Here is a 17,978-nt window from a genome sequence, read left to right on the forward strand (position 1 = left end):
TTTCAGTGCTCCACGCCGAACCGGGTCGCTACCTCGTTCGCCGCCAACACGCGACCGTCCGCGGCCTTCAATTCAAGCTTGCAGAGCGGTTGGCGATTCTTCGCATCGACCATCACCGATCCCGCCTCTCCCGGCTCGTACATAAACTCGCCGCCCCATTGCGACAGCGCGACAATCACGGTCTGCAAGGCCTTGCCGCGTTCGGTCAGCACGTACTCCTTATAGGCGCCCCCATCGGACGCCGGCACCGTTTGCAGGATGCCCTGCTCCACCAGCGCCTTGAGGCGGGCGCTGAGCATGTTTTTGGCGATATCCAGATTCTTTTGAAAATCGCTGAACCGGCGTATGCCCTCCAGCGCATCGCGGATGATCAGCAATGACCACCAGTCACCGATCAGGTCCAGTGTCCGGGCAACCGGGCAGGCATTGCCCTGCAGGCTTTTGCGCTTCACGTCAACGTACTCCCTCAAACCAGTGATCGGCCTTGTGGCTCAGGGTTGCATCATACAACCCTGATGCGGAGATCCAACCCAGCACCTGCATACAAGTGACCCGTTGCGATTGCGTGGATAGTGAAGGCTGCCTTTTCGGCAATCCATGCACGCCCTTCGAAAAACCCTGACGCAAGGAGTTTCCATGAGCACGTTCACCGCACAAGACGGCACCGAAATCTATTACAAGGACTGGGGCAGCGGTAAGCCCGTGCTGTTCAGCCACGGCTGGCCACTGGACGCCGACATGTGGGAATACCAGATGGAATACCTGAGCAGTCGTGGCTATCGCACCATCGCTTTCGACCGCCGGGGTTTCGGCCGCTCCGATCAACCGTGGACCGGTTACGACTACGACACCTTTGCCGATGACATCGCGCAACTGATCAATCATCTGGACCTGCGTGAAGTGACGCTGGTGGGTTTCTCCATGGGCGGCGGTGATGTCAGCCGCTACATTGCCCGGCACGGCAGCGAGCGCGTTGCCGGGTTGGTATTACTGGGCGCGGTGACGCCGCTGTTCGGCAAGAAAGCCGACTTCCCGCAGGGGGTAGACACGTCGGTGTTCGATGGCATCAAGGCCGGTCTGCTGAAAGATCGCGCGCAGTTCATCGCTGATTTCGCCGCGCCATTCTATGGCACCAATCAGGGTCAGACCGTCTCTGATGGCGTGCTGACGCAAACCCTGAACGTCGCGCTGCTGGCGTCGCTCAAAGGCACCGTGGACTGCGTGACTGCCTTCTCGGAAACCGACTTCCGCCCGGACATGGCGAAGATCGATGTGCCGACGCTGGTGATTCATGGCGACGGCGACCAGATCGTGCCGTTTGAAACCACCGGCAAACAGGCTGCCGCGCAGATCAAGGGGGCTGAACTCAAGGTCTATGCCGGCGCACCGCATGGTTTCGCGGTGACGCATGCGCAGGCGTTGAATGAGGATTTGTTGGCGTTCCTCAGCCGATAACCCAGGTCAATCAAACCTGACACTAACCTGTGGCGAGGGAGCAAGCTTCCTCGCCACAATCAAAGCTTCATTCTCAAGTGAAACAGCATCGCGTCATGCGGGCCTTCTGCATTGCGCTGTGGTATTTGTTGACGGTCTACAAATACCGGGAGAGGGACATCCAATGCTGCGAATTCTGGGCAAGGCTTCATCAATCAACGTGCGCAAAGTGCTGTGGACCTGCGCCGAACTGCAGATCCCGTTCGAGCGTGAAGATTGGGGCTCGGGCTTCAAATCCACCGACACACCTGAATTTCTCGCACTCAATCCCTGCGCCATGGTGCCGGTGATTCAGGACGGCGATTTCACCCTGTGGGAATCCAATTCGATCATTCGCTATCTGGTAGCGCGTTATGACGGTTCGCACCTTTATCCGGCGGATGCGCGCGAGCGTGCGCGCATCGATCAGTGGCTGGACTGGCAGCCTTCGGAGCTGAACCGCTCGTGGTCGTATCCGCTCATGTCGCTGGTACGCAAGTCACCGGATTATCAAGACCCAGGCGCATTGGCCGCCGGCTGCCGAGACTGGTCGCGCAACATGGAAATCCTCGACCGGCAACTGGAGAAAACCGGCGCCTATGTCAGCGGCGAGCAGTTTTCCCTCGCCGATATCCCGATTGGCTTGTCAGTCAATCGCTGGTTCGAGACGCCACTCGCGCATCCGCACCTGCCAGCGGTAAATGCCTATTACGAGCGCTTGAGTCAGCGTCCCGGTTACCTGCTTTACGGTCGCAACGGCACGCCGTGATCAACGCTATTTCGCCTTGAACGCCTCACGCCGCGCCTGCCGTTCGGCGGCGTAGGCTTCTCGCGGTTGGCTGATCAGGTCTGCGCGCCGCAGAGGTTCGCCGCAGTGATCGCATAGCGGGCCCAAACCTGCGTCGTGATCACAGGTTTTGTGGGTCATGTTGACTGCCACTCCCTCTTCCGGTGCCTTGCACCAGGTTTCTCCCCACGCCCGCAACGCAATCAACACCGGATAAAACGCCTCGCCTTTCGCGGTGAGGTGGTACTCGTAGCGTTTTGGCCGCTCGTTGTACAAACGACGCTCGACCAACCCGTCTGCCTCCAGATTTTTCAGACGGGAGGCGACCATCTGCGGGGTGCCAGCGGTTTGCGCCTGAATCTCGTCATAGCGATGGCTGCCCATAAACAACTCGCGCAAAACCAGCACTGTCCAGCGGTCACCTACGATTGCCTCCGCTCGCGCCACCGGGCACAGCGTGTCAGACGGACTATCGTTTATTGCCATCAGGGCTTGCCTCTTTCATCATTACTATGATTATCATATCAACATGGCAGCGGGACAAGCCCTGCGCACCGTTCAATCTCTTTGCCGGAGCAAACAGTCATGTTGCAACCTCGCTATCCGCTAGACAGAACCGCTTACTTGCTGGTCGATCCGTACAACGATTTTCTCTCGGAGGGCGGCAAGGTCTTCCCGCTGATCAAGCCGATGGCCGAACAGAACGGTTTACTCGACAACCTGCGCAAACTCGACCGCGCCGTGCGCGGCCTGCAAATTCCAGTAGTCATCGTCCCCCATCATCGCTGGGAAAAAGGCGATTACGAAAACTGGGATCACCCCACGCCGACCCAATGCAAGATCATGCACATGCACCATTTTGCCCGTGGCGAATGGGGCGGTGAATGGCATCCGGACTTCGCGCCGCAAGACGGCGACATCGTCGTTCAGGAACATTGGGGCTCCAGTGGTTTCGCCAATACCGATCTGGATTTTCGCCTGAAACAGAAAGGCATCACTCACGTGATCATCGCCGGTCTGCTGGCCAACACCTGCATCGAGGCCACCGCCCGCTATGCTTCTGAACTGGGCTATCACGTCACCTTGCTGCGCGATGCCACCGCCGCGTTCAAAGCGGAAATGATGCACGCCGCTCACGAACTCAACGGCCCGACCTTCGCCCATGTCATCGCCAGCACCGACGAACTGATCGCCAACCTCAACCCACACGGTGAGGCGCAATGAGCCGATCCGGTATTTGACACGGGTCGTATGCGTGGAAACTCTCGCGGCCATCGCCGATGGCCTGTGCCAAAAACCACACTCACACACAGTGCCAATTACTCTTCGGCACGCACCACACCGCGCTCTTCAAGCAAGCGCACGAACATGCTCAAACTGCGCGACACCGTGCCCCGCCGCCACACCAGCCAAGTGGTCAGGTAGCGAAAATCTGCCGTCAGCGGCCAGACACTCACTGTCGCGCTGCCTGGCATGCTTTGCAGCATTTTGCGTGGCATCAGCGCCAGGCCTGCGCCAGCACTGACGCAGGCGAGCATGCCGTGATAGGACTCCATTTCGAAGATCTTGCCGGGCACGGCGGCGTCGGTGCTGAACCATTTTTCGAAGTGGTGACGGTAGGAGCAGTTGGAGCGAAATGCGTAGATGCTCTCGCCGTTCACATCCGCCGCGCGCTGGACTGGCAGGTGGTTAAGCGGTGCGATGATGACCATTTCCTCTTCAAACGCCGGCACGCCCTCCAGCGCCGGATGCAACACCGGGCCGTCGACAAATGCAGCGGCCAGACGCCCGGATAGCACGCCGTCGATCATTGTCCCGGACGGACCGGTGGACAGGTCCAGATCGACTTTCGGGTGCAACTGGTTATACGCCGCCAGCAGCTCAGGGATGCGCACTGCGGCGGTACTTTCCAGCGAACCCAGAGGAAACGCGCCCTGCGGTTCTTCACCGGCAACCGTGGCCCGCGCCTCTTGCACCAGATCGAGAATGCGCCGTGCGTATTCAAGAAAACTCCAACCAGCCGGCGACAGGCGCAAACGGCTTTTCTCACGAATAAACAGATCGACGCCCAGGTCCTGCTCAAGCTGTTTGATCCGCGTGGTCAGGTTCGACGGCACGCGATGGATCTGCGCGGCGGCGGCGCTGATGCTGCCGTGTTCGGCAACGGCTTTGAAGATTTCCAGCTGCACCAGATCCATAGTCATTCTCTAATCGTGAAAGAAACGATCTTTATTATTCAGTTTCCAGAAAACAAACACCACCCTACTCTAGCTCCATCCTTTGAACACGCAGGACGACAGCCATGAGCCAGATTTCCAGCCAGACCCACGCCATCTCGATCAACCCCGCCACCGGCGAGCAGATCGGCCACTACGCGTTTGAATCCGCAGAAGCCCTCGATGCCGCGCTGACCCGCGCCGCATTCGGCTTCAGCAAGTGGAAACGCAAGCCGCTGCAAGATCGCTCTCGCGCTCTGACCGCCCTCGCCGGCGCGCTGCGTGAAACCGCTGAGGCCATGGCCACCATGATCACCTTGGAAATGGGCAAGCCCATCGCCCAGGCCCGCGGTGAAATCGAGAAATGCGCCAAGCTCTGCGAGTGGTACGCCGAACATGGCCCGGCCATGCTCGATGCTGAAGCGACTCAGGTTGAAGGCGGCAAGGCGCGCATCGAATACCGCCCGCTCGGCCCGATCCTCGCCGTGATGCCGTGGAACTTCCCGATCTGGCAAGTGCTGCGAGGTGCCGTTCCAGCGCTTATCGCCGGCAATACCTACGTCCTCAAGCATGCGCCTAACGTGATGGGTAGCGCTTATTTGCTGCGCGATGCGTTTACCCGCGCAGGCTTTGCCCCTGGCGTGTTTGAAGTGATCAACGTCACTCCAGAAGGCGTCTCCAGCGCCATCGCCGACCCGCGCATTGCTGCCGTTACGCTGACCGGCAGCGTCCGCGCTGGCATGGCCATCGGCGCTCAGGCCGGTGCCGCGCTGAAGAAATGCGTGCTGGAGTTGGGTGGATCTGATCCGTTTATCGTGCTTAATGACGCCAATCTCGACGAAGCCGTTCAGGCCGCGGTGATCGGTCGCTACCAGAACTCCGGCCAGGTCTGCGCAGCGGCCAAGCGTCTGATCATCGAAGAAGGCGTCGTTGAAGAATTCACCCGCAAATTCGTTGAGGCAACGCGCAAGCTGAAAGTGGGTGATCCGCTGTCTGCCGATACTTACATCGGGCCGATGGCGCGTTTTGATCTGCGTGATGAACTCGATCAGCAAGTGCGCGACACCCTCGAAGAAGGTGCGACCCTGTTGCTCGGCGGCGGCAAAACCGCTGGGGCTGGCAACTACTACGAACCGACCGTACTGGCCGACGTCACCGATCGCATGACCTCGTTCAAACAGGAACTGTTCGGCCCGGTCGCCTCGATCATCACCGCCCGCGATTGCGCGCATGCCGTCGCGCTGGCTAACGACAGCGAATTCGGCCTGACCGCAACGATCTACACCGCCAATGTGCAACTGGCGCAACAACTGACCAGCGAGCTGGAAACCGGCGGGGTATTCATCAACGGCTATTCCGCCAGCGACCCACGCGTGACCTTCGGTGGTGTGAAAAAGAGTGGGTTTGGCCGTGAACTGTCGCACTTCGGCGTTCGCGAGTTCTGCAACGCGCAGACGGTGTGGCTGGATCGTAAATAATCCAGACACCACAAAACCACTGAAGGAGCGAGCCTGCTCGCGATGAGGGAGTGTCAGTGAACATTTGACTGGCTGACACTGCGCTATCGCGAGCAGGCTCACTCCTGCATTTTTTGTATTTCAGGTCTGGAAATCACTAAGCAACACCGCTCGAGGTTTTTTTGATCGTCAAAAACAGGCGTTAAAAATCGCAGCCTGCGACAGCTCTTCAGGATGAGCGTCTATAGTGATCAGGTCCCTGAATCGAGCGTTGTCCATGATCGCCCCCGAACAACTGATCATCTGCGAGCACTGCGATTGCGTGTATGAAAAAGCCGTGCTCGGCAAACATCAGAAATCCCTATGCGTACGCTGCGGCGGGGTACTCGAGCGCTTCAACGGACTGACCGTTGAGCAGCGTCTGGCCCTGACGTTCACGGCGGCGATGCTGTGGCTGTTCGCCAATTTCTATCCGGTGATGAGCATCAGCCTCAAAGGCCTGAAAAATAGCGCGACACTGTGGGATTCGGTGCTCGCCCTGAACCAGGGGCCGATCACGTTCATGGCGATGGTGGCCGCAATTTCGATCATTATTGCCCCGGCGTTTCAGTTGGTGCTGCTGATCTGGGTGCTGAGTTTCGCCCTTTCATCCCGACGCGCGCCAGGCTTCAAGGTCTGTATGCGCTGGCTGGAAACGCTGCGCCCGTGGAGCATGCTGGAAGTGTGTTTGCTCGGAGCGATGGTCGCCGTGTTCAAACTGGCCGGGATGCTTGATGTGCTGCCCGGTATCGGCTTGTTCGCCCTGGCCGTGCTGAGCCTGATGATGATCCGCATTGCCGGCCGAGACATCCGTGAACTCTGGGACATCTTATGAAGCGACCGGCGACCGCCAGCGAGCTCAACCTGTGCCTGTGCCACAGTTGCGGCCTGGCCTGCGACATGACCGACGAACCCCATGAGTGCCCGCGCTGCGATGCCCCGCTGCACCGGCGCAAAACCAATTCGCTCACCCGCACCTGGGCCTATCTGATTGCCGCACTGGTGTTTTACGTGCCGGCCAACTTGCTGCCGGTGATGAACACCACGATGCTGGGCAGCGGCGCCGACAGCACGATCATGAGCGGCGTGCTGGAGTTCTGGCAACACGGCGCGTGGGATATCGCGCTGATCATCTTCATCGCCAGTATTGCCGTGCCGGGCGTCAAGTTCGGCGCCCTCACGCTGCTGCTGATCACCGTGCAGCGTGACAGTGGCTGGGCGCGTCGGGAGCGCTCGAAGCTGTTTCGATTTGTCGAGTTGATCGGCTATTGGTCGATGCTCGACGTACTGGTGGTTGCCCTGGTCGCGGCGCTGGTGAAATTCCAGGCGCTGGGCGATATCGAACCGCGTATGGGCATCCTGTTTTTCGGCATGGTCGTGGTGCTCACCATGCTCTCGGCGATGAGCTTCGACCCGCGACTGATCTGGGACAACGCGCCGGACGACGAACCGCTCAGCGACGCAGCCCCGCAAGCAGCACCTGCAACGGATGGCGCACAGCCCGATCCGACTGGCGCTTGACCTGGCTGCGGCACGAATATCCGGTGGCCAGCGCTTCGCCCTCGTGCTCCGGCGTGTCGATCTGGCGCGCCCACGATTGTTCGTAGATCACTGCCGATGTGTCGCGGTTGCGTGCTTCGTGGCCGTAGGTCCCGGACATGCCGCAGCAGCCCGTAGCCTGCGTGGTCAGTTTCAATCCCGCTCGTTCGAACACTTGCTCCCACTGCCGGGTCGCGGCCGGTGCATTGGTTTTCTCCGTACAATGCGCCAGCAGACGGAAGGTCTCGGCGTTGCCTTGGGGTGCCTGCTCCGGCATCACATTGAGCAGCCATTCCTGCAGCAGCGCGACTTGCGGACATGCCTGCATACCGGGAACTTTCTGATATTCCTGGCGATAAACCAGGGTCATGGCCGGGTCCAGTCCCACCAGCGGCACACCAACATCCGCCAGTTCGCGCAACTGCCGCGCATTGCGCAACGCCGCACGATTGAAGGCCGTCAGAAAGCCCTGCACGTGCAGCGGCTTGCCGTTGGCACTGAACGGCGCCAGATAGACCTGATAGCCAAGCCGCGAAATCAGCTCGACCAGATCCGCCAACAATGGCGCTTCGAAGTACCGGGTAAACGCGTCCTGCACCAGCACCACGCTGCGCTCGCGTTGCGCCTTAGTCAGCGCAGACAAGGTCGGCACCGTCGCCGGCTGCACCTGCCAACGGCGCATCGCTGCGTGGAAATCGAAACGGCTGAGCAACGGCACATCCACCATGCCGCCCAGGCGTTCCAGCAGTTGTCGAACCACCGACGCGCCCATCAAACCGTTGTACAGCGCCGGAATCCGCGCCATATAGGGGATGCTGTATTCCAGCGAAGCGATCAGATAATCCCGCGCCGGACGCAGATAACGGCTGTGATACAACTCCAGGAATCGCGAGCGAAACTCCGGCACGTTGACCTTCACCGGGCATTGGCCTGCGCAGGATTTGCACGCCAGACAACCGGCCATGGCATCGTAGACCTCATGGGAGAAGTCTGGCGTTTGCGCGCGGCTGTTGCGCCAGCGCCGCCAAAAAGTGCTGAAAAACGCGGGTCGGCGAATGGCCTCCGACAGCACATCAACCCCCGCCTCGCCCTGCAATCGCAGCCATTCGCGGATCAACGACGCCCGGCCCTTGGGCGATTGCGCGCGCTCACGGGTGGCTTTCCACGACGGGCACATCGCGTCATCAGGATCGAAGTTGTAACAAGCGCCGTTGCCATTGCAGTGCATCGCTGCACCGTAGTCCTGCCAGACTTTCTCGTCGATTTGTCGGTCCAGTTCGCCACGCAAGGTCACTTCATCGATCTTCAGCAGCTCAGCGCCAGTGTTGGCCGCCGTAGCGATTTTGCCCGGATTGAATTGGTTGAACGGGTCGAACGCGGCCTTCAGCGCTTGCAGCGCCGGGTACAGCTCACCAAAAAACGCCGGCGCATATTCCGAGCGCAGGCCCTTGCCGTGCTCGCCCCACAGCAGGCCGCCGTAGCGTTGAGTCAATGCGGCGACGCCATCGGACACCGGCCGCACCAGCGCCGCTTGTTGCGGGTCTTTCATGTCGAGAATCGGCCGCACGTGCAGCACACCGGCATCGACATGACCGAACATGCCGTACTGCAAACCATGGCTGTCGAGCAGATCACGCAACTCGGCGATGTACTCGGCAAGATGCTGCGGTGGAACGGCCGTGTCTTCGACAAACGGCTGCGGCCGCGCTTCACCCGCAACGTTGCCAAGCAAGCCCACGGCGCGTTTGCGCATGCCGTAAACCTTGTTCACCGCGGCATGACCTACCGCCAGCGTGTGGCCCAGACGCTCAACGGTAAGATCGTTGCTCAAGTGCTCAACGAACATCTCGACACGGCGCTGAAGTTCTTCGGCATCGTCACCGCAGAATTCCACCAGGTTGATCCCCAGCGTCGGCCGTTCGGGGCTCTGTGGGAAATACTCGGCAACGCCGTGCCAGACAATGTCCTGCATCGCCAGCAACAGCACTTTCGAGTCGACGGTTTCAATCGACAGCGGCTTAAGCGCCATCAGCGCCCGGGCATCGCGCAACGCGTCCATAAACCCGGCGTAGCGAATGTTCACCAGCATCGTATGTTTGGGGATCGGCAACACGTTCAACTTCGCCTCAACCACAAAGCCAAGCGAACCTTCGGCGCCACACAGCACGCTGTTGAGGTTGAAGCGATTGTCCGCCTCGCGCAGGTGCGCCAGGTCGTAACCGGTCAGGCAGCGGTTGAGATCGGGAAAGCGCGCCTTGATCAGCGCACCCTGCTCATCAATGATCTGCCGCGCACAACGATAGACTTCGCCAACCCGATCCTCGCGGGCGCACTGTGCCTGGAGTTCACTCTCCGCAAGCGGCAGACCGTGCAGACGCTCGCCGCCGCGCAGGATCATATCGAGTTCGAGCACGTGATCGCGGGTCTTGCCGTAGGTGCAACTGCCTTGGCCGCTGGCGTCGGTGTTGATCATGCCGCCGACGGTGGCGCGGTTGGAGGTCGACAACTCCGGGGCGAAAAACAGCCCGGCTGATTTCAGCGCGGCGTTGAGTTGATCCTTGACCACCCCGGCCTGCACGCGCACCCAACGCTGCTCGACGTTGATTTCCAGAATACGGTTCATGTGCCGCGACAAGTCGACAACGATACCGTCGGTCAACGACTGGCCATTGGTGCCGGTACCACCGCCGCGCGGCGTGATTACCACATGTTGGTAAACAGGGTCGGCAATCAGCCGCGCGACCTTGGCCACGTCCTCAGCGTCCATGGGGAACACTGCTGCTTGCGGCAAGCGCTGATAGATAGAATTGTCAGTGGCCAGCACCACGCGACTGGCGTAGTCGGCGCTGATTTCACCACGAAAACCGCTGGCCTTCAGCGCATTGAGGAACTGCTGGTAATTGGAGGTTTGCGCGGTTACGGGCGACAGCTGGGCAATCATCGGTCAGGACATCTCGGTAAAAATCGGGCCGTGTGGCGGTGAACAGTTGTACGCAACGAATGATTGCGTCAGGCTCCGCCATCTCATGTTGCCCATATTCATTGCTGACGAACGCTGGGACAACCGTAAATTCGACCCACTATCAATGACTTTTACGAATGAATCCGCGCACCCTCACTCCTTCCATGTCGTTATTGCTGGCTTTCGAGGCTGCCGCGCGCCACGAAAGCTACACCCGCGCCGCCCATGAACTGTCGCTGACACAAAGTGCGGTCAGCCGTCAGGTGCAAATCCTCGAGAAGATGCTCGGCATGCGCCTGTTCAGCCGCGAAGGCCGGCAAGTAGTCCTGACCGACGTCGGGCGCATGTATCAACGTGAACTCGCCGAAGCACTCGGGCAGATCCGCAGCGCCACTTTGCAGGCCATGGCATTTGGTTCGGGCATCCACAGTCTGCGGCTGGCGACGCTGCCGACCTTCGGCTCGAAATGGCTGTTGCCGCGACTCAAGGATTTCTACACCGCACATCCGGGTATGACCGTGCACTTGCACTCACGCATCGAAGCCATCGACTTTGATACCAGTGAAATCGACGCGGCGATTTGTGTGGGCGGCGGCGACTGGCCAGGGCTGAACGCCCTGCCCCTGCACACCGAGGAACTGGTAGTCATTGCCAGTACGCAGCTGTCCGCCGCCGAGCGCAACGACGCCGGGCAACACATCGCCGGGCAATTGCTACTCAACGTCAGCAATAATGCTCAAGCGTGGACAGAATGGTTCAGCCAGCACGACTTGCCGCATCGCAGCATGCGCATCGGCCCGAGTTTCGAAATGACTGCGCATTTGATTCAGGCGGTGCGGGCGAATATTGGCGTTGGCCTGGTGCCGCGGATTCTGGTCGAGGACGAACTGCTGAATGGGGATTTGCTGCAACTGGGGGAACCGATTATCAGTCGGCGCAGCTATTACCTGGTGTACCCACCGCGTAATGAAGCGCTGCCGTCGCTGAAGGCGTTTCGGGATTGGTTGGTGGAGACGCTTTGAAGCATCACGATGACTGCCGGGCAGTCATCAGGTTTCCAAGGATGGCTGGCGCTTCAGGGGTGGTGGCGCGCTCGGCCCTTTGATCAGTGGTTCCGCCAGTGGTTTTCCGTCTGCCCCCCTGAAAAGGCGCTCGTACTCCTTTGGCATGGGTTGTGGTGCTCTGGCGGTCATGATGAACCCTCTAATGCCGGGTTGAATTCAACCCATTTAACTTTCGCCGAATCTATCAGCAAAAATTCGGCACCAAAAGGCACCGATTTGCCATCTTCGTCGAGCCAATGCGGATCCTGCATCACAAACTGCCCATTGGCTGACTCAGGCGGCCACTCAACCGGCCAGCCAAGCACGCGCCTTTCGTCGGTCAAATGCAAAGTGATGAAGCGGTCATTTTGAACGAATGCGCTGAACCATTCGCTTGGGTAGGAAGATTGTTTCGTTACGTTTCTATTGCGCAACCATCCATGCAACTTGTCATTGGTGGCCAAACGACAGGCCAGCAGCCCAAGCAGCACCGAAGAAAAGAATGCCCACACTGCCTCAGCCTCTCCATTCCACTTTCCTACAGAAAATCCCTTTGCACCCACCCACAAACAGGCCACACCAATTCCTGCAACCGCCCCATGAATCACAAACGTGAAAATCAACGCCTGCATAATCTGGCCAAACGTATCCGGCCGCCTGAACGCTGTAAGCGAATAAAAAATCCACGTTGATAGAAAACCGGGAATCAGATACTGCAACAGCGGAATAACTTCTTTGACCAGATCATCCATGATCCGTGGCTCCTTGAAAGACATGTCGGCCTGATTTTCGGCCGGCACTCCAAAGCCTAGCGCACGCTAAAAAAATCCTCGCGAGCAACTGTCACAGCTCATTTCGCCGAACCGCCATCGCGTTGCAAGCCCCCAGAACAATGACCGACATTTCAGACCAAGCGCCCTTTTTAACTACCAACAGGCGAAAAAAAAGCAGAAACCGTTAAAGCGGTTTCTGCTTTTTCTGCACCCGACAATCGCTACAGGCAATCACGCACAGATTGGCGTAGCGAGCCGGACTTGGCCCAAGGCGGGCCCTGGTACAAGGACACGCTGCTGCCGTCCTTGTATTTGACGATTTCAAGAATCTCGTCAGCCGTGATGATGCTCGGTGCGGTGATGCGGTAACCGTTGGAGATCGATGTCTGCGAGGTTTTCGCAACATCCTTCTGCCACAACGGTAATACGCACGCGGCATAGTCTTTGGGCGCCTTGCTACTGGTCTTTCTGACATTGGGCTCACCCGGCACCAACGATGTCGGCAACGAGCACCCTGCCAACACGGCCAACGCCAGCCCCCCGATCCATATCCGCATGATGTTTCCTTTTGCTAAAAAAGTGAATGTACCGCCTAACAGACAACACATCCATCGTGGCATCGCGCCCGCTGTGGAGATTGGACAATTTTTTACACCCATTCAGCAGATCACAGATAAACCACGCGCGACGGGTGAAAAATGCGACTACTCTTTTTTACCGAGAATGTTCCGGAGGTGATCATGCGGCTCAACGAATACGAACACGAACTGCAACGCGACCTGCAAAGCGTTGCATCGGATCTGCGCTGGTCGGCAGTCGATCTGAAACGCATCGCCGAGCAGTTGCGCAAGTCTGGCAACGAGGCTGACGCGCAGTCAGTCCTGAGGTCCTGTGAGGTCTTGCAAAGCGATGAAGAGCGGCTGCAGTTGTATGCCAAGGAAGTGAAGGCACGGGCAATCAGTCGTACCAAAGTCCACTGACGTTTACTGTACCGCTGCAAACCAAAGCCCTGGCGTCAGCCGGGGCTATTTTTACAACCCGTCTTCTCGCCTCGCGCCCCTAAACACGCGTTTAGCGTTTTCTATATCCGCTCGTACTACGCAAGCCTGTCCTCCATTTGGCACTTCTCTCAATACTCGACGCTCCAACGTCAAAGGAACCTTTATCCAAAGGCCCGGCTCGAATATTGCAGTTTTATTTCTTTTTTGTGACAGCGGTAACAGGTAACCGATGAAAGTACGTGCAACCGTCATTTGCGAACAGGATCGACATATCCTCCTGGTGCGCAAACCCAGGTGCCGCTGGAATTTGCCTGGCGGCAAAGTTGAATCTGGAGAAACCCGGGCGGACGCTGCCGTGCGCGAATTGCAGGAAGAAACCGGACTGAATGCCGATGAAGTGCTTTACCTGATGGAACTGCAATACGGCGGAACCCGACATCATGTCTATGAGGCTTCGGTGCTAAACATTGAACAGCTGCGCCCGCAGAACGAAATTACCGATTGCATCTGGTTTCCGTTAGACGCGGTGCACAATCTGAATACCAGCGAGGCTACGTTGCACATCGTTCGGGCGTTTCAACGGCGTTTATAAACATCAACCGGCGAAGGCCCTGCGGCCGGCACTCATTTCTGTACGCAATTCGCCGATAAAGTTGGAAATGTCGCGGATCGTGACGAGATGTTCCGGGGAGACACCGTTGAGCAGTAACTCGACGCGTCCGCTGCCGGGTTCATAGACTTTGATTTGCAGCAGCCCCTGAGTCGTTGAAATGCAGTCGCATTTAAACGTGGGAAAGCCGGATTCGACAATGCGGCAAATGTCGGCAATGGCAAGCATGGCTGGGCGCCTCGCAGGCGTTGAATCGATCGATCCGTAGAGCATAGATGGGCGATGACTGCCCCGCCCCCCGATAAACGCCAACCCGATCACACTTTTCATGCGTCCCGTCAGTTGGCGTCGTGATCCCAGATCCAGTTCCATATGCCCGGCAACTGCACCGACTCAGAACTCTGCTGGACTGTGCGTGCCAGCGCAGCCTTCTCCAATTGAGCGTGATCGTCATAAAACGGCTTTTGCGCCATTCTCACGCCGGCGGCGGCGGCGCTGTCCAGCAGGATTTTCAGGTATTCGCGCATATGCCGCGCGGTATAACGGTTGAGATCATGAAAGGTCACCACTACCGGAATCACCCCATCCACAGCGGGAAACTCACCGAGGGCGATGCGCTCACGCACCTGCGATAGCTGCTGCACCATATTCGCCCTTCGGCGCGGGCTGGCATTGAAGCCCCAGATCTTGCCGTCATTGGCACTCAGATCCGTGAGCAACACGCGCAAGTCATGCTGCTGATAAGCGGCGAAGGTGCGTTTGTCGTAATTCCAGAACGGCGGTCGCAGCAACTTCGGCGGCGCTCCGGTGATGGCGGCAATGTCAGCAGAGCCGTTGATCAGCGATTCGTTGAGTTCCTGCGGGTCGAGCAAGCGATGGTTGGTGTGCCAATGGGTCGCTGTATGAAAAGCGAGGACATGCCCCTCTTCAAACTCGCGCCGCATGATGCCGCGACCGATTTCGCTGTTGCCAGCCCTGGGCGCTCGCGTCTGGACGAAAAATAGCGCCTTGATGCCCGGCTGCACCGGGTTGTCCTTGAGGCTGTCGAGCACCGTCGCTGATGGATTCCAGAAACTCGAGGCGCTGGGGCCGTCATCGAACGTCAGCAGAAAACGCACCGGCGCTTGAGCCTTCAGCCGGGATTCGGTTTGCGCGGTCATTTCAATGGGCGCGGCAATGCAGCCAGTCAGCATCAGGGCGATGACCGCTGCACAAAAAAGTTTAAATCCGGATGTCATGTTTTGCCTTGCGCCCGACCACTGCGTTCATGTTGTCGATTGGCAAAACTCCCTCGCCCTTATCCATCCCTGCGCTCGGCTTTGCGAGCCGAGGTTGGATAAGGTACACAGGGTTTGGTTCCGGCGCTCGCTCAGTGCGCCAGTGCCTGCTTAAACGAGGTCAACTAAGCTGATATTTCCTACAGGAGATTCAGCCGATGTGCGGAAGACTCTCGCAGTACCGGGGCATTCACGATTTCGTCGCAGTGCTGAGCATTCCCGATGCGCTGATCAATCATGTCGGCGATGCGCCGCTGGCTCGCTACAACGCCGCGCCGACCACCGCGCTGGCGGTCCTGCATCAATACGAACAACGCGTGTACGCGGACAACCTGCGCTGGGGCTGGCGTCCGCACAGGGCAAAGGATCGCGCCCCACCGATCAATGCGCGGGTGGAGAAAGTCGCGCACGGGCCGTTTTTCCGCGCGATCTGGCGTCACCGCTTGATCGTGCCGGTCGATAACTGGTTCGAATGGGTCGATGCCGAGGACAAAACCCGACAACCATGGCTGATTCGTCGGGTGGATCAGGGGCCAGTTTTCTGCGCCGCCATTGGGCAATTTCCGACACCGGGTGCGGACGCTCGGGACGACGATGGCTTCGTCATCATCACGGCCGACAGCAAGGGCGGCATGCTCGATATTCACGACCGTCGGCCGGTGGTGCTCAACGCTGAAATGGCGCGCGAATGGCTCGACCCCGCGACGCCCGTGGAACGTGCCGAGCAGATGCTGCTGTTCGAGGGTGAAGACGCGGCGGCGTTTGAGTGGCACAAAGTCGACAAAGCCGTCGGCAACTCACGCAACCAAGGCCCCAAACTGATCGCTGAAGTGGCCTGAAAATTTGCCAGCGCCACACGTTCTCTCTTATGTAGGAGTTGCCAAAGGCTGAGATCTTTTGCTTTTCCAGATCAAAAGACCGCAGCCTTCGAAAGCTCCTACAGGTGGCGCACAGGCTTTACAAATGGTGTATCAATCTTGAGACAAACGTAAATAAAACAGTCGTTTGAGCGAACTAACCGCTTGTCTGACATTTCAATCGTCATACATACATTTACATTCGCTACGGTTAGCATGCGCGCCGCATTTCCGTTTGGTATACCAGTTGACCAAAGAGTCAAGAAACCAGGATTCCCCATAACTTTTACAAGCCTTGCAGAGAAATAAGTTGCGCGACGATTTTGCAATCAAACAGGTCAGTGGCCTGGAGTGTATTCATCTGTCCACGACAGAACGCTTTCAACTCGAATGTTTTATCGGCCATTACATCAAGACCCGAAACCTGAGTTCAGTCCCTGACATTGAACGTATCCTGCGCACCACCCTTGAGGGTTATCCCGGCCATGCTCCGGTGATGGTCAACGAGCTCAGCGCCTGGATCGACCGAACCCTGGGTTATCGGGCGGCACACCCCGATTTCAAGCAGTTGGAAGACCTTTGAAACGTCAAAGCCCCGTTGATTCGGGGCTTTTGCTATTCATCGTTCAAGGTTTTAGCGGGCGTTCCTGATCCCGATCCGACAGCTCTCTGCTGTCGTCATGTTTCCAGGTCTGCTCCTCTCTCCTCTTCTGTTGTTCGACCTCTTCTTCTGATGGCTCATCTTCATCATCCAGATGCGTTTTATCAGTTGCCATGTCCGCCTCGCTTTCAGAAGTAATTGATCACCGATAGAGCATAGCAATTGCGATAAATCGCGCCGTCCGTGAAGCGCCACTGGCGTACCATGGAACCCATCACAAATGCGTCAGGGAGACGACATGCTGTACCGAATCGCAGCCGACGGGCTGGTGCTGTTTCATTTGCTGTTCATTCTATTCGTGCTGTTCGGCGGATTGCTGGTGCTCAAGTGGCCGCGGCTGATGTGGCTGCACTTGCCGGCCGCCGCGTGGGGCTTCGCGGTCGAGGTGTTGCACCTGACCTGCCCCCTGACCTACTGGGAAAACCTGATGCGCCACGCCGCCGGGCAAACCGAGTACGCCGGCGGTTTCATCGAACATTACATCTGGCCGATCATCTACCCGGCCGGGCTCACACCGCAGATCCAACTAGTGCTGGGCAGTGTGGTGCTGCTGATCAACCTGCTGGTGTACGGGCGATTGATCCGCTCGTGGAAACTGCGCCGAGCGAGCCGTATTCCGTTTTAACGCGACGCAGGTTTCAGGGCCTCCAGCCACGCCGGATCAAGGCGTGGCTGGTCGACATCGAGACCCAGCGCTTGCATCCGCTCCTTGTGCTGCTCGACTTCGCGATGCAACTGCGCATGATCGCTAGAGTTGCCATCCAGTTCATGCATTTGCGTCAGCCCCTGGTGATAGAAGCGCAACACTTTCATCGCGATCGGGTCATTATTTTCCACTGCCGCCGTCACCTGATGCATCACGTTGGTAACGCTCATCAAATTGCGCTTGAGCCGCCAGCCATACACCGCCGGCGCCATCCAGCTCTGATTCCAGAAACGCCCGCGCAACAACGCCCCCGTCAGCAAGAACGCCAGAAACACCCCGCCGACATTGAATCGCAGGTTATCGCCGTCAGGCTCGCCGAACAGCGCCACCGCCGCCGTCGAAAACAACATCGCCAGCACCAGGAACAGCACGGCGATGATCAGCGTGCTGCGGCGGGTCTGCTGGCGAAAAGTGGCGGCGTCCATCGGCTGAATCTCGAACATCACAAATGACTTCCTTGAGCGAGAAAAAAAGGTGCAACAGAAAAACGGGCCCGCGCATTATCGCCTCTGCGATGGATTTAGCTATGCTGGGGGCCCTTTTCATCTTTTCATCGTCCAACGGGGACATGGCGGTA

The 17,978-nt window shown here is 58.4% G+C and carries 22 protein-coding genes; 12 read left to right on the forward strand and 10 right to left on the reverse strand.

What is annotated here, in order from left to right:
• Nucleotides 1–2 precede the first annotated feature (2 nt).
• Nucleotides 3–452: a winged helix-turn-helix transcriptional regulator gene (locus tag ICA15_RS08085; protein WP_210552936.1), complete on the reverse strand. Its 450-nt coding sequence runs from the start codon at nt 450–452 to the stop codon at nt 3–5.
• Between the two features lie 184 nt (nt 453–636).
• On the opposite strand from ICA15_RS08085, the gene ICA15_RS08090 reads away from it, so the two are divergent.
• Together ICA15_RS08090 and ICA15_RS08095 are read left to right on the forward strand one after the other, a co-directional pair.
• A complete protein-coding gene (locus ICA15_RS08090) occupies nt 637–1,455 on the forward strand; it encodes an alpha/beta fold hydrolase (protein WP_210552937.1) in 819 nt (272 codons plus the stop codon).
• A gap of 163 nt (nt 1,456–1,618) precedes the next feature.
• A complete protein-coding gene (locus ICA15_RS08095; RefSeq protein ID WP_210552938.1) occupies nt 1,619–2,242 on the forward strand; it encodes a glutathione S-transferase family protein in 624 nt (207 codons plus the stop codon).
• A gap of 6 nt (nt 2,243–2,248) precedes the next feature.
• Here the strand turns inward: ICA15_RS08095 and ICA15_RS08100 are convergent, their stop codons facing one another.
• Nucleotides 2,249–2,746, reverse strand: coding sequence for a winged helix-turn-helix transcriptional regulator (locus tag ICA15_RS08100; protein WP_210552939.1), 498 nt, complete (start codon nt 2,744–2,746; stop codon nt 2,249–2,251).
• A gap of 99 nt (nt 2,747–2,845) precedes the next feature.
• Between ICA15_RS08100 and ICA15_RS08105 the strand changes: the two genes are divergently transcribed.
• On the forward strand, nt 2,846–3,484 hold the full coding sequence (locus ICA15_RS08105; RefSeq protein WP_210552940.1) for an isochorismatase family cysteine hydrolase: 639 nt from the start codon (nt 2,846–2,848) through the stop codon (nt 3,482–3,484).
• Between the two features lie 95 nt (nt 3,485–3,579).
• Here the strand turns inward: ICA15_RS08105 and ptrR are convergent, their stop codons facing one another.
• Nucleotides 3,580–4,458, reverse strand: a complete 879-nt coding sequence (gene ptrR / locus ICA15_RS08110; RefSeq protein WP_210553197.1) for a putrescine utilization regulator PtrR — start codon at nt 4,456–4,458, stop codon at nt 3,580–3,582.
• Between the two features lie 104 nt (nt 4,459–4,562).
• On the opposite strand from ptrR, the gene ICA15_RS08115 reads away from it, so the two are divergent.
• The 3 genes from ICA15_RS08115 to ICA15_RS08125 all read left to right on the forward strand — a co-directional run bounded on the left by ICA15_RS08115 (nt 4,563) and on the right by ICA15_RS08125 (nt 7,493).
• Nucleotides 4,563–5,954 (forward strand): aldehyde dehydrogenase family protein, encoded by a 1,392-nt coding sequence (locus ICA15_RS08115; protein WP_210552941.1) that lies wholly within the window; start codon nt 4,563–4,565, stop codon nt 5,952–5,954.
• Between the two features lie 256 nt (nt 5,955–6,210).
• On the forward strand, nt 6,211–6,807 hold the full coding sequence (locus ICA15_RS08120) for a paraquat-inducible protein A (protein ID WP_150615366.1): 597 nt from the start codon (nt 6,211–6,213) through the stop codon (nt 6,805–6,807).
• Nucleotides 6,804–7,493: a paraquat-inducible protein A gene (locus tag ICA15_RS08125; protein WP_150615365.1), complete on the forward strand. Its 690-nt coding sequence runs from the start codon at nt 6,804–6,806 to the stop codon at nt 7,491–7,493. The genes ICA15_RS08120 and ICA15_RS08125 overlap by 4 nt, the downstream gene beginning before the upstream one ends.
• Here the strand turns inward: ICA15_RS08125 and ICA15_RS08130 are convergent.
• On the reverse strand, nt 7,426–10,452 hold the full coding sequence (locus ICA15_RS08130; RefSeq protein WP_210552942.1) for an FAD-binding and (Fe-S)-binding domain-containing protein: 3,027 nt from the start codon (nt 10,450–10,452) through the stop codon (nt 7,426–7,428). The two genes, ICA15_RS08125 and ICA15_RS08130, sit on opposite strands and share 68 nt — an antisense overlap.
• A gap of 158 nt (nt 10,453–10,610) precedes the next feature.
• On the opposite strand from ICA15_RS08130, the gene ICA15_RS08135 reads away from it, so the two are divergent.
• A complete protein-coding gene (locus ICA15_RS08135; RefSeq protein WP_210552943.1) occupies nt 10,611–11,495 on the forward strand; it encodes a LysR substrate-binding domain-containing protein in 885 nt (294 codons plus the stop codon).
• 167 nt (nt 11,496–11,662) lie between these two features.
• On the opposite strand, the gene ICA15_RS08140 is transcribed toward ICA15_RS08135, so the two are convergent.
• Both ICA15_RS08140 and ICA15_RS08145 read right to left on the reverse strand, forming a co-directional pair.
• The gene (locus ICA15_RS08140; protein WP_210552944.1) at nt 11,663–12,268 is read right to left on the reverse strand and encodes a DUF6338 family protein; all 606 of its coding nucleotides are present in this window, start codon (nt 12,266–12,268) and stop codon (nt 11,663–11,665) included.
• Between the two features lie 242 nt (nt 12,269–12,510).
• Nucleotides 12,511–12,846 carry a hypothetical protein gene (locus ICA15_RS08145; protein WP_150602794.1) on the reverse strand — a complete coding sequence of 112 codons (336 nt, stop codon included), beginning with the start codon at nt 12,844–12,846 and terminating at the stop codon, nt 12,511–12,513.
• 183 nt (nt 12,847–13,029) lie between these two features.
• Here ICA15_RS08145 and ICA15_RS08150 point away from each other — a divergent pair, with 183 nt between their 5' ends.
• Entirely contained in the window at nt 13,030–13,269 is a 240-nt protein-coding gene (locus ICA15_RS08150) for a hypothetical protein (RefSeq protein WP_016983018.1), read from the forward strand.
• A 250-nt stretch (nt 13,270–13,519) separates the two neighbouring features.
• A complete protein-coding gene (locus ICA15_RS08155) occupies nt 13,520–13,882 on the forward strand; it encodes an NUDIX hydrolase (protein WP_150615361.1) in 363 nt (120 codons plus the stop codon).
• Nucleotides 13,883–13,885: 3 nt separating this feature from the next.
• Here the strand turns inward: ICA15_RS08155 and ICA15_RS08160 are convergent, their stop codons facing one another.
• Both ICA15_RS08160 and ICA15_RS08165 read right to left on the reverse strand, forming a co-directional pair.
• A complete protein-coding gene (locus ICA15_RS08160) occupies nt 13,886–14,128 on the reverse strand; it encodes a DUF1652 domain-containing protein (RefSeq protein WP_210552945.1) in 243 nt (80 codons plus the stop codon).
• Between the two features lie 110 nt (nt 14,129–14,238).
• A complete protein-coding gene (locus ICA15_RS08165; RefSeq protein WP_210552946.1) occupies nt 14,239–15,138 on the reverse strand; it encodes a polysaccharide deacetylase family protein in 900 nt (299 codons plus the stop codon).
• A gap of 197 nt (nt 15,139–15,335) precedes the next feature.
• On the opposite strand from ICA15_RS08165, the gene ICA15_RS08170 reads away from it, so the two are divergent.
• Complete coding sequence (locus tag ICA15_RS08170; RefSeq protein WP_210552947.1) at nt 15,336–16,016, forward strand: SOS response-associated peptidase; 681 nt, start codon at nt 15,336–15,338, stop codon at nt 16,014–16,016.
• A gap of 328 nt (nt 16,017–16,344) precedes the next feature.
• A complete protein-coding gene (locus ICA15_RS08175) occupies nt 16,345–16,617 on the forward strand; it encodes a hypothetical protein (RefSeq protein WP_210552948.1) in 273 nt (90 codons plus the stop codon).
• 43 nt (nt 16,618–16,660) lie between these two features.
• Here ICA15_RS08175 and ICA15_RS08180 read toward each other — a convergent pair whose 3' ends face one another.
• Entirely contained in the window at nt 16,661–16,810 is a 150-nt protein-coding gene (locus ICA15_RS08180; RefSeq protein ID WP_191626427.1) for a hypothetical protein, read from the reverse strand.
• A 123-nt stretch (nt 16,811–16,933) separates the two neighbouring features.
• Here ICA15_RS08180 and ICA15_RS08185 point away from each other — a divergent pair, with 123 nt between their 5' ends.
• A complete protein-coding gene (locus tag ICA15_RS08185) occupies nt 16,934–17,320 on the forward strand; it encodes a DUF2784 domain-containing protein (RefSeq protein ID WP_150615356.1) in 387 nt (128 codons plus the stop codon).
• Here the strand turns inward: ICA15_RS08185 and ICA15_RS08190 are convergent.
• Nucleotides 17,317–17,844 (reverse strand): DUF3087 domain-containing protein, encoded by a 528-nt coding sequence (locus tag ICA15_RS08190; RefSeq protein ID WP_210552949.1) that lies wholly within the window; start codon nt 17,842–17,844, stop codon nt 17,317–17,319. The genes ICA15_RS08185 and ICA15_RS08190 overlap by 4 nt on opposite strands.
• Nucleotides 17,845–17,978 lie beyond the last annotated feature (134 nt).

This window comes from Pseudomonas sp. P116 (genome assembly GCF_020149425.1).
Taxonomy (GTDB): Bacteria; Pseudomonadota; Gammaproteobacteria; order Pseudomonadales; family Pseudomonadaceae; genus Aquipseudomonas; species Aquipseudomonas anatoliensis.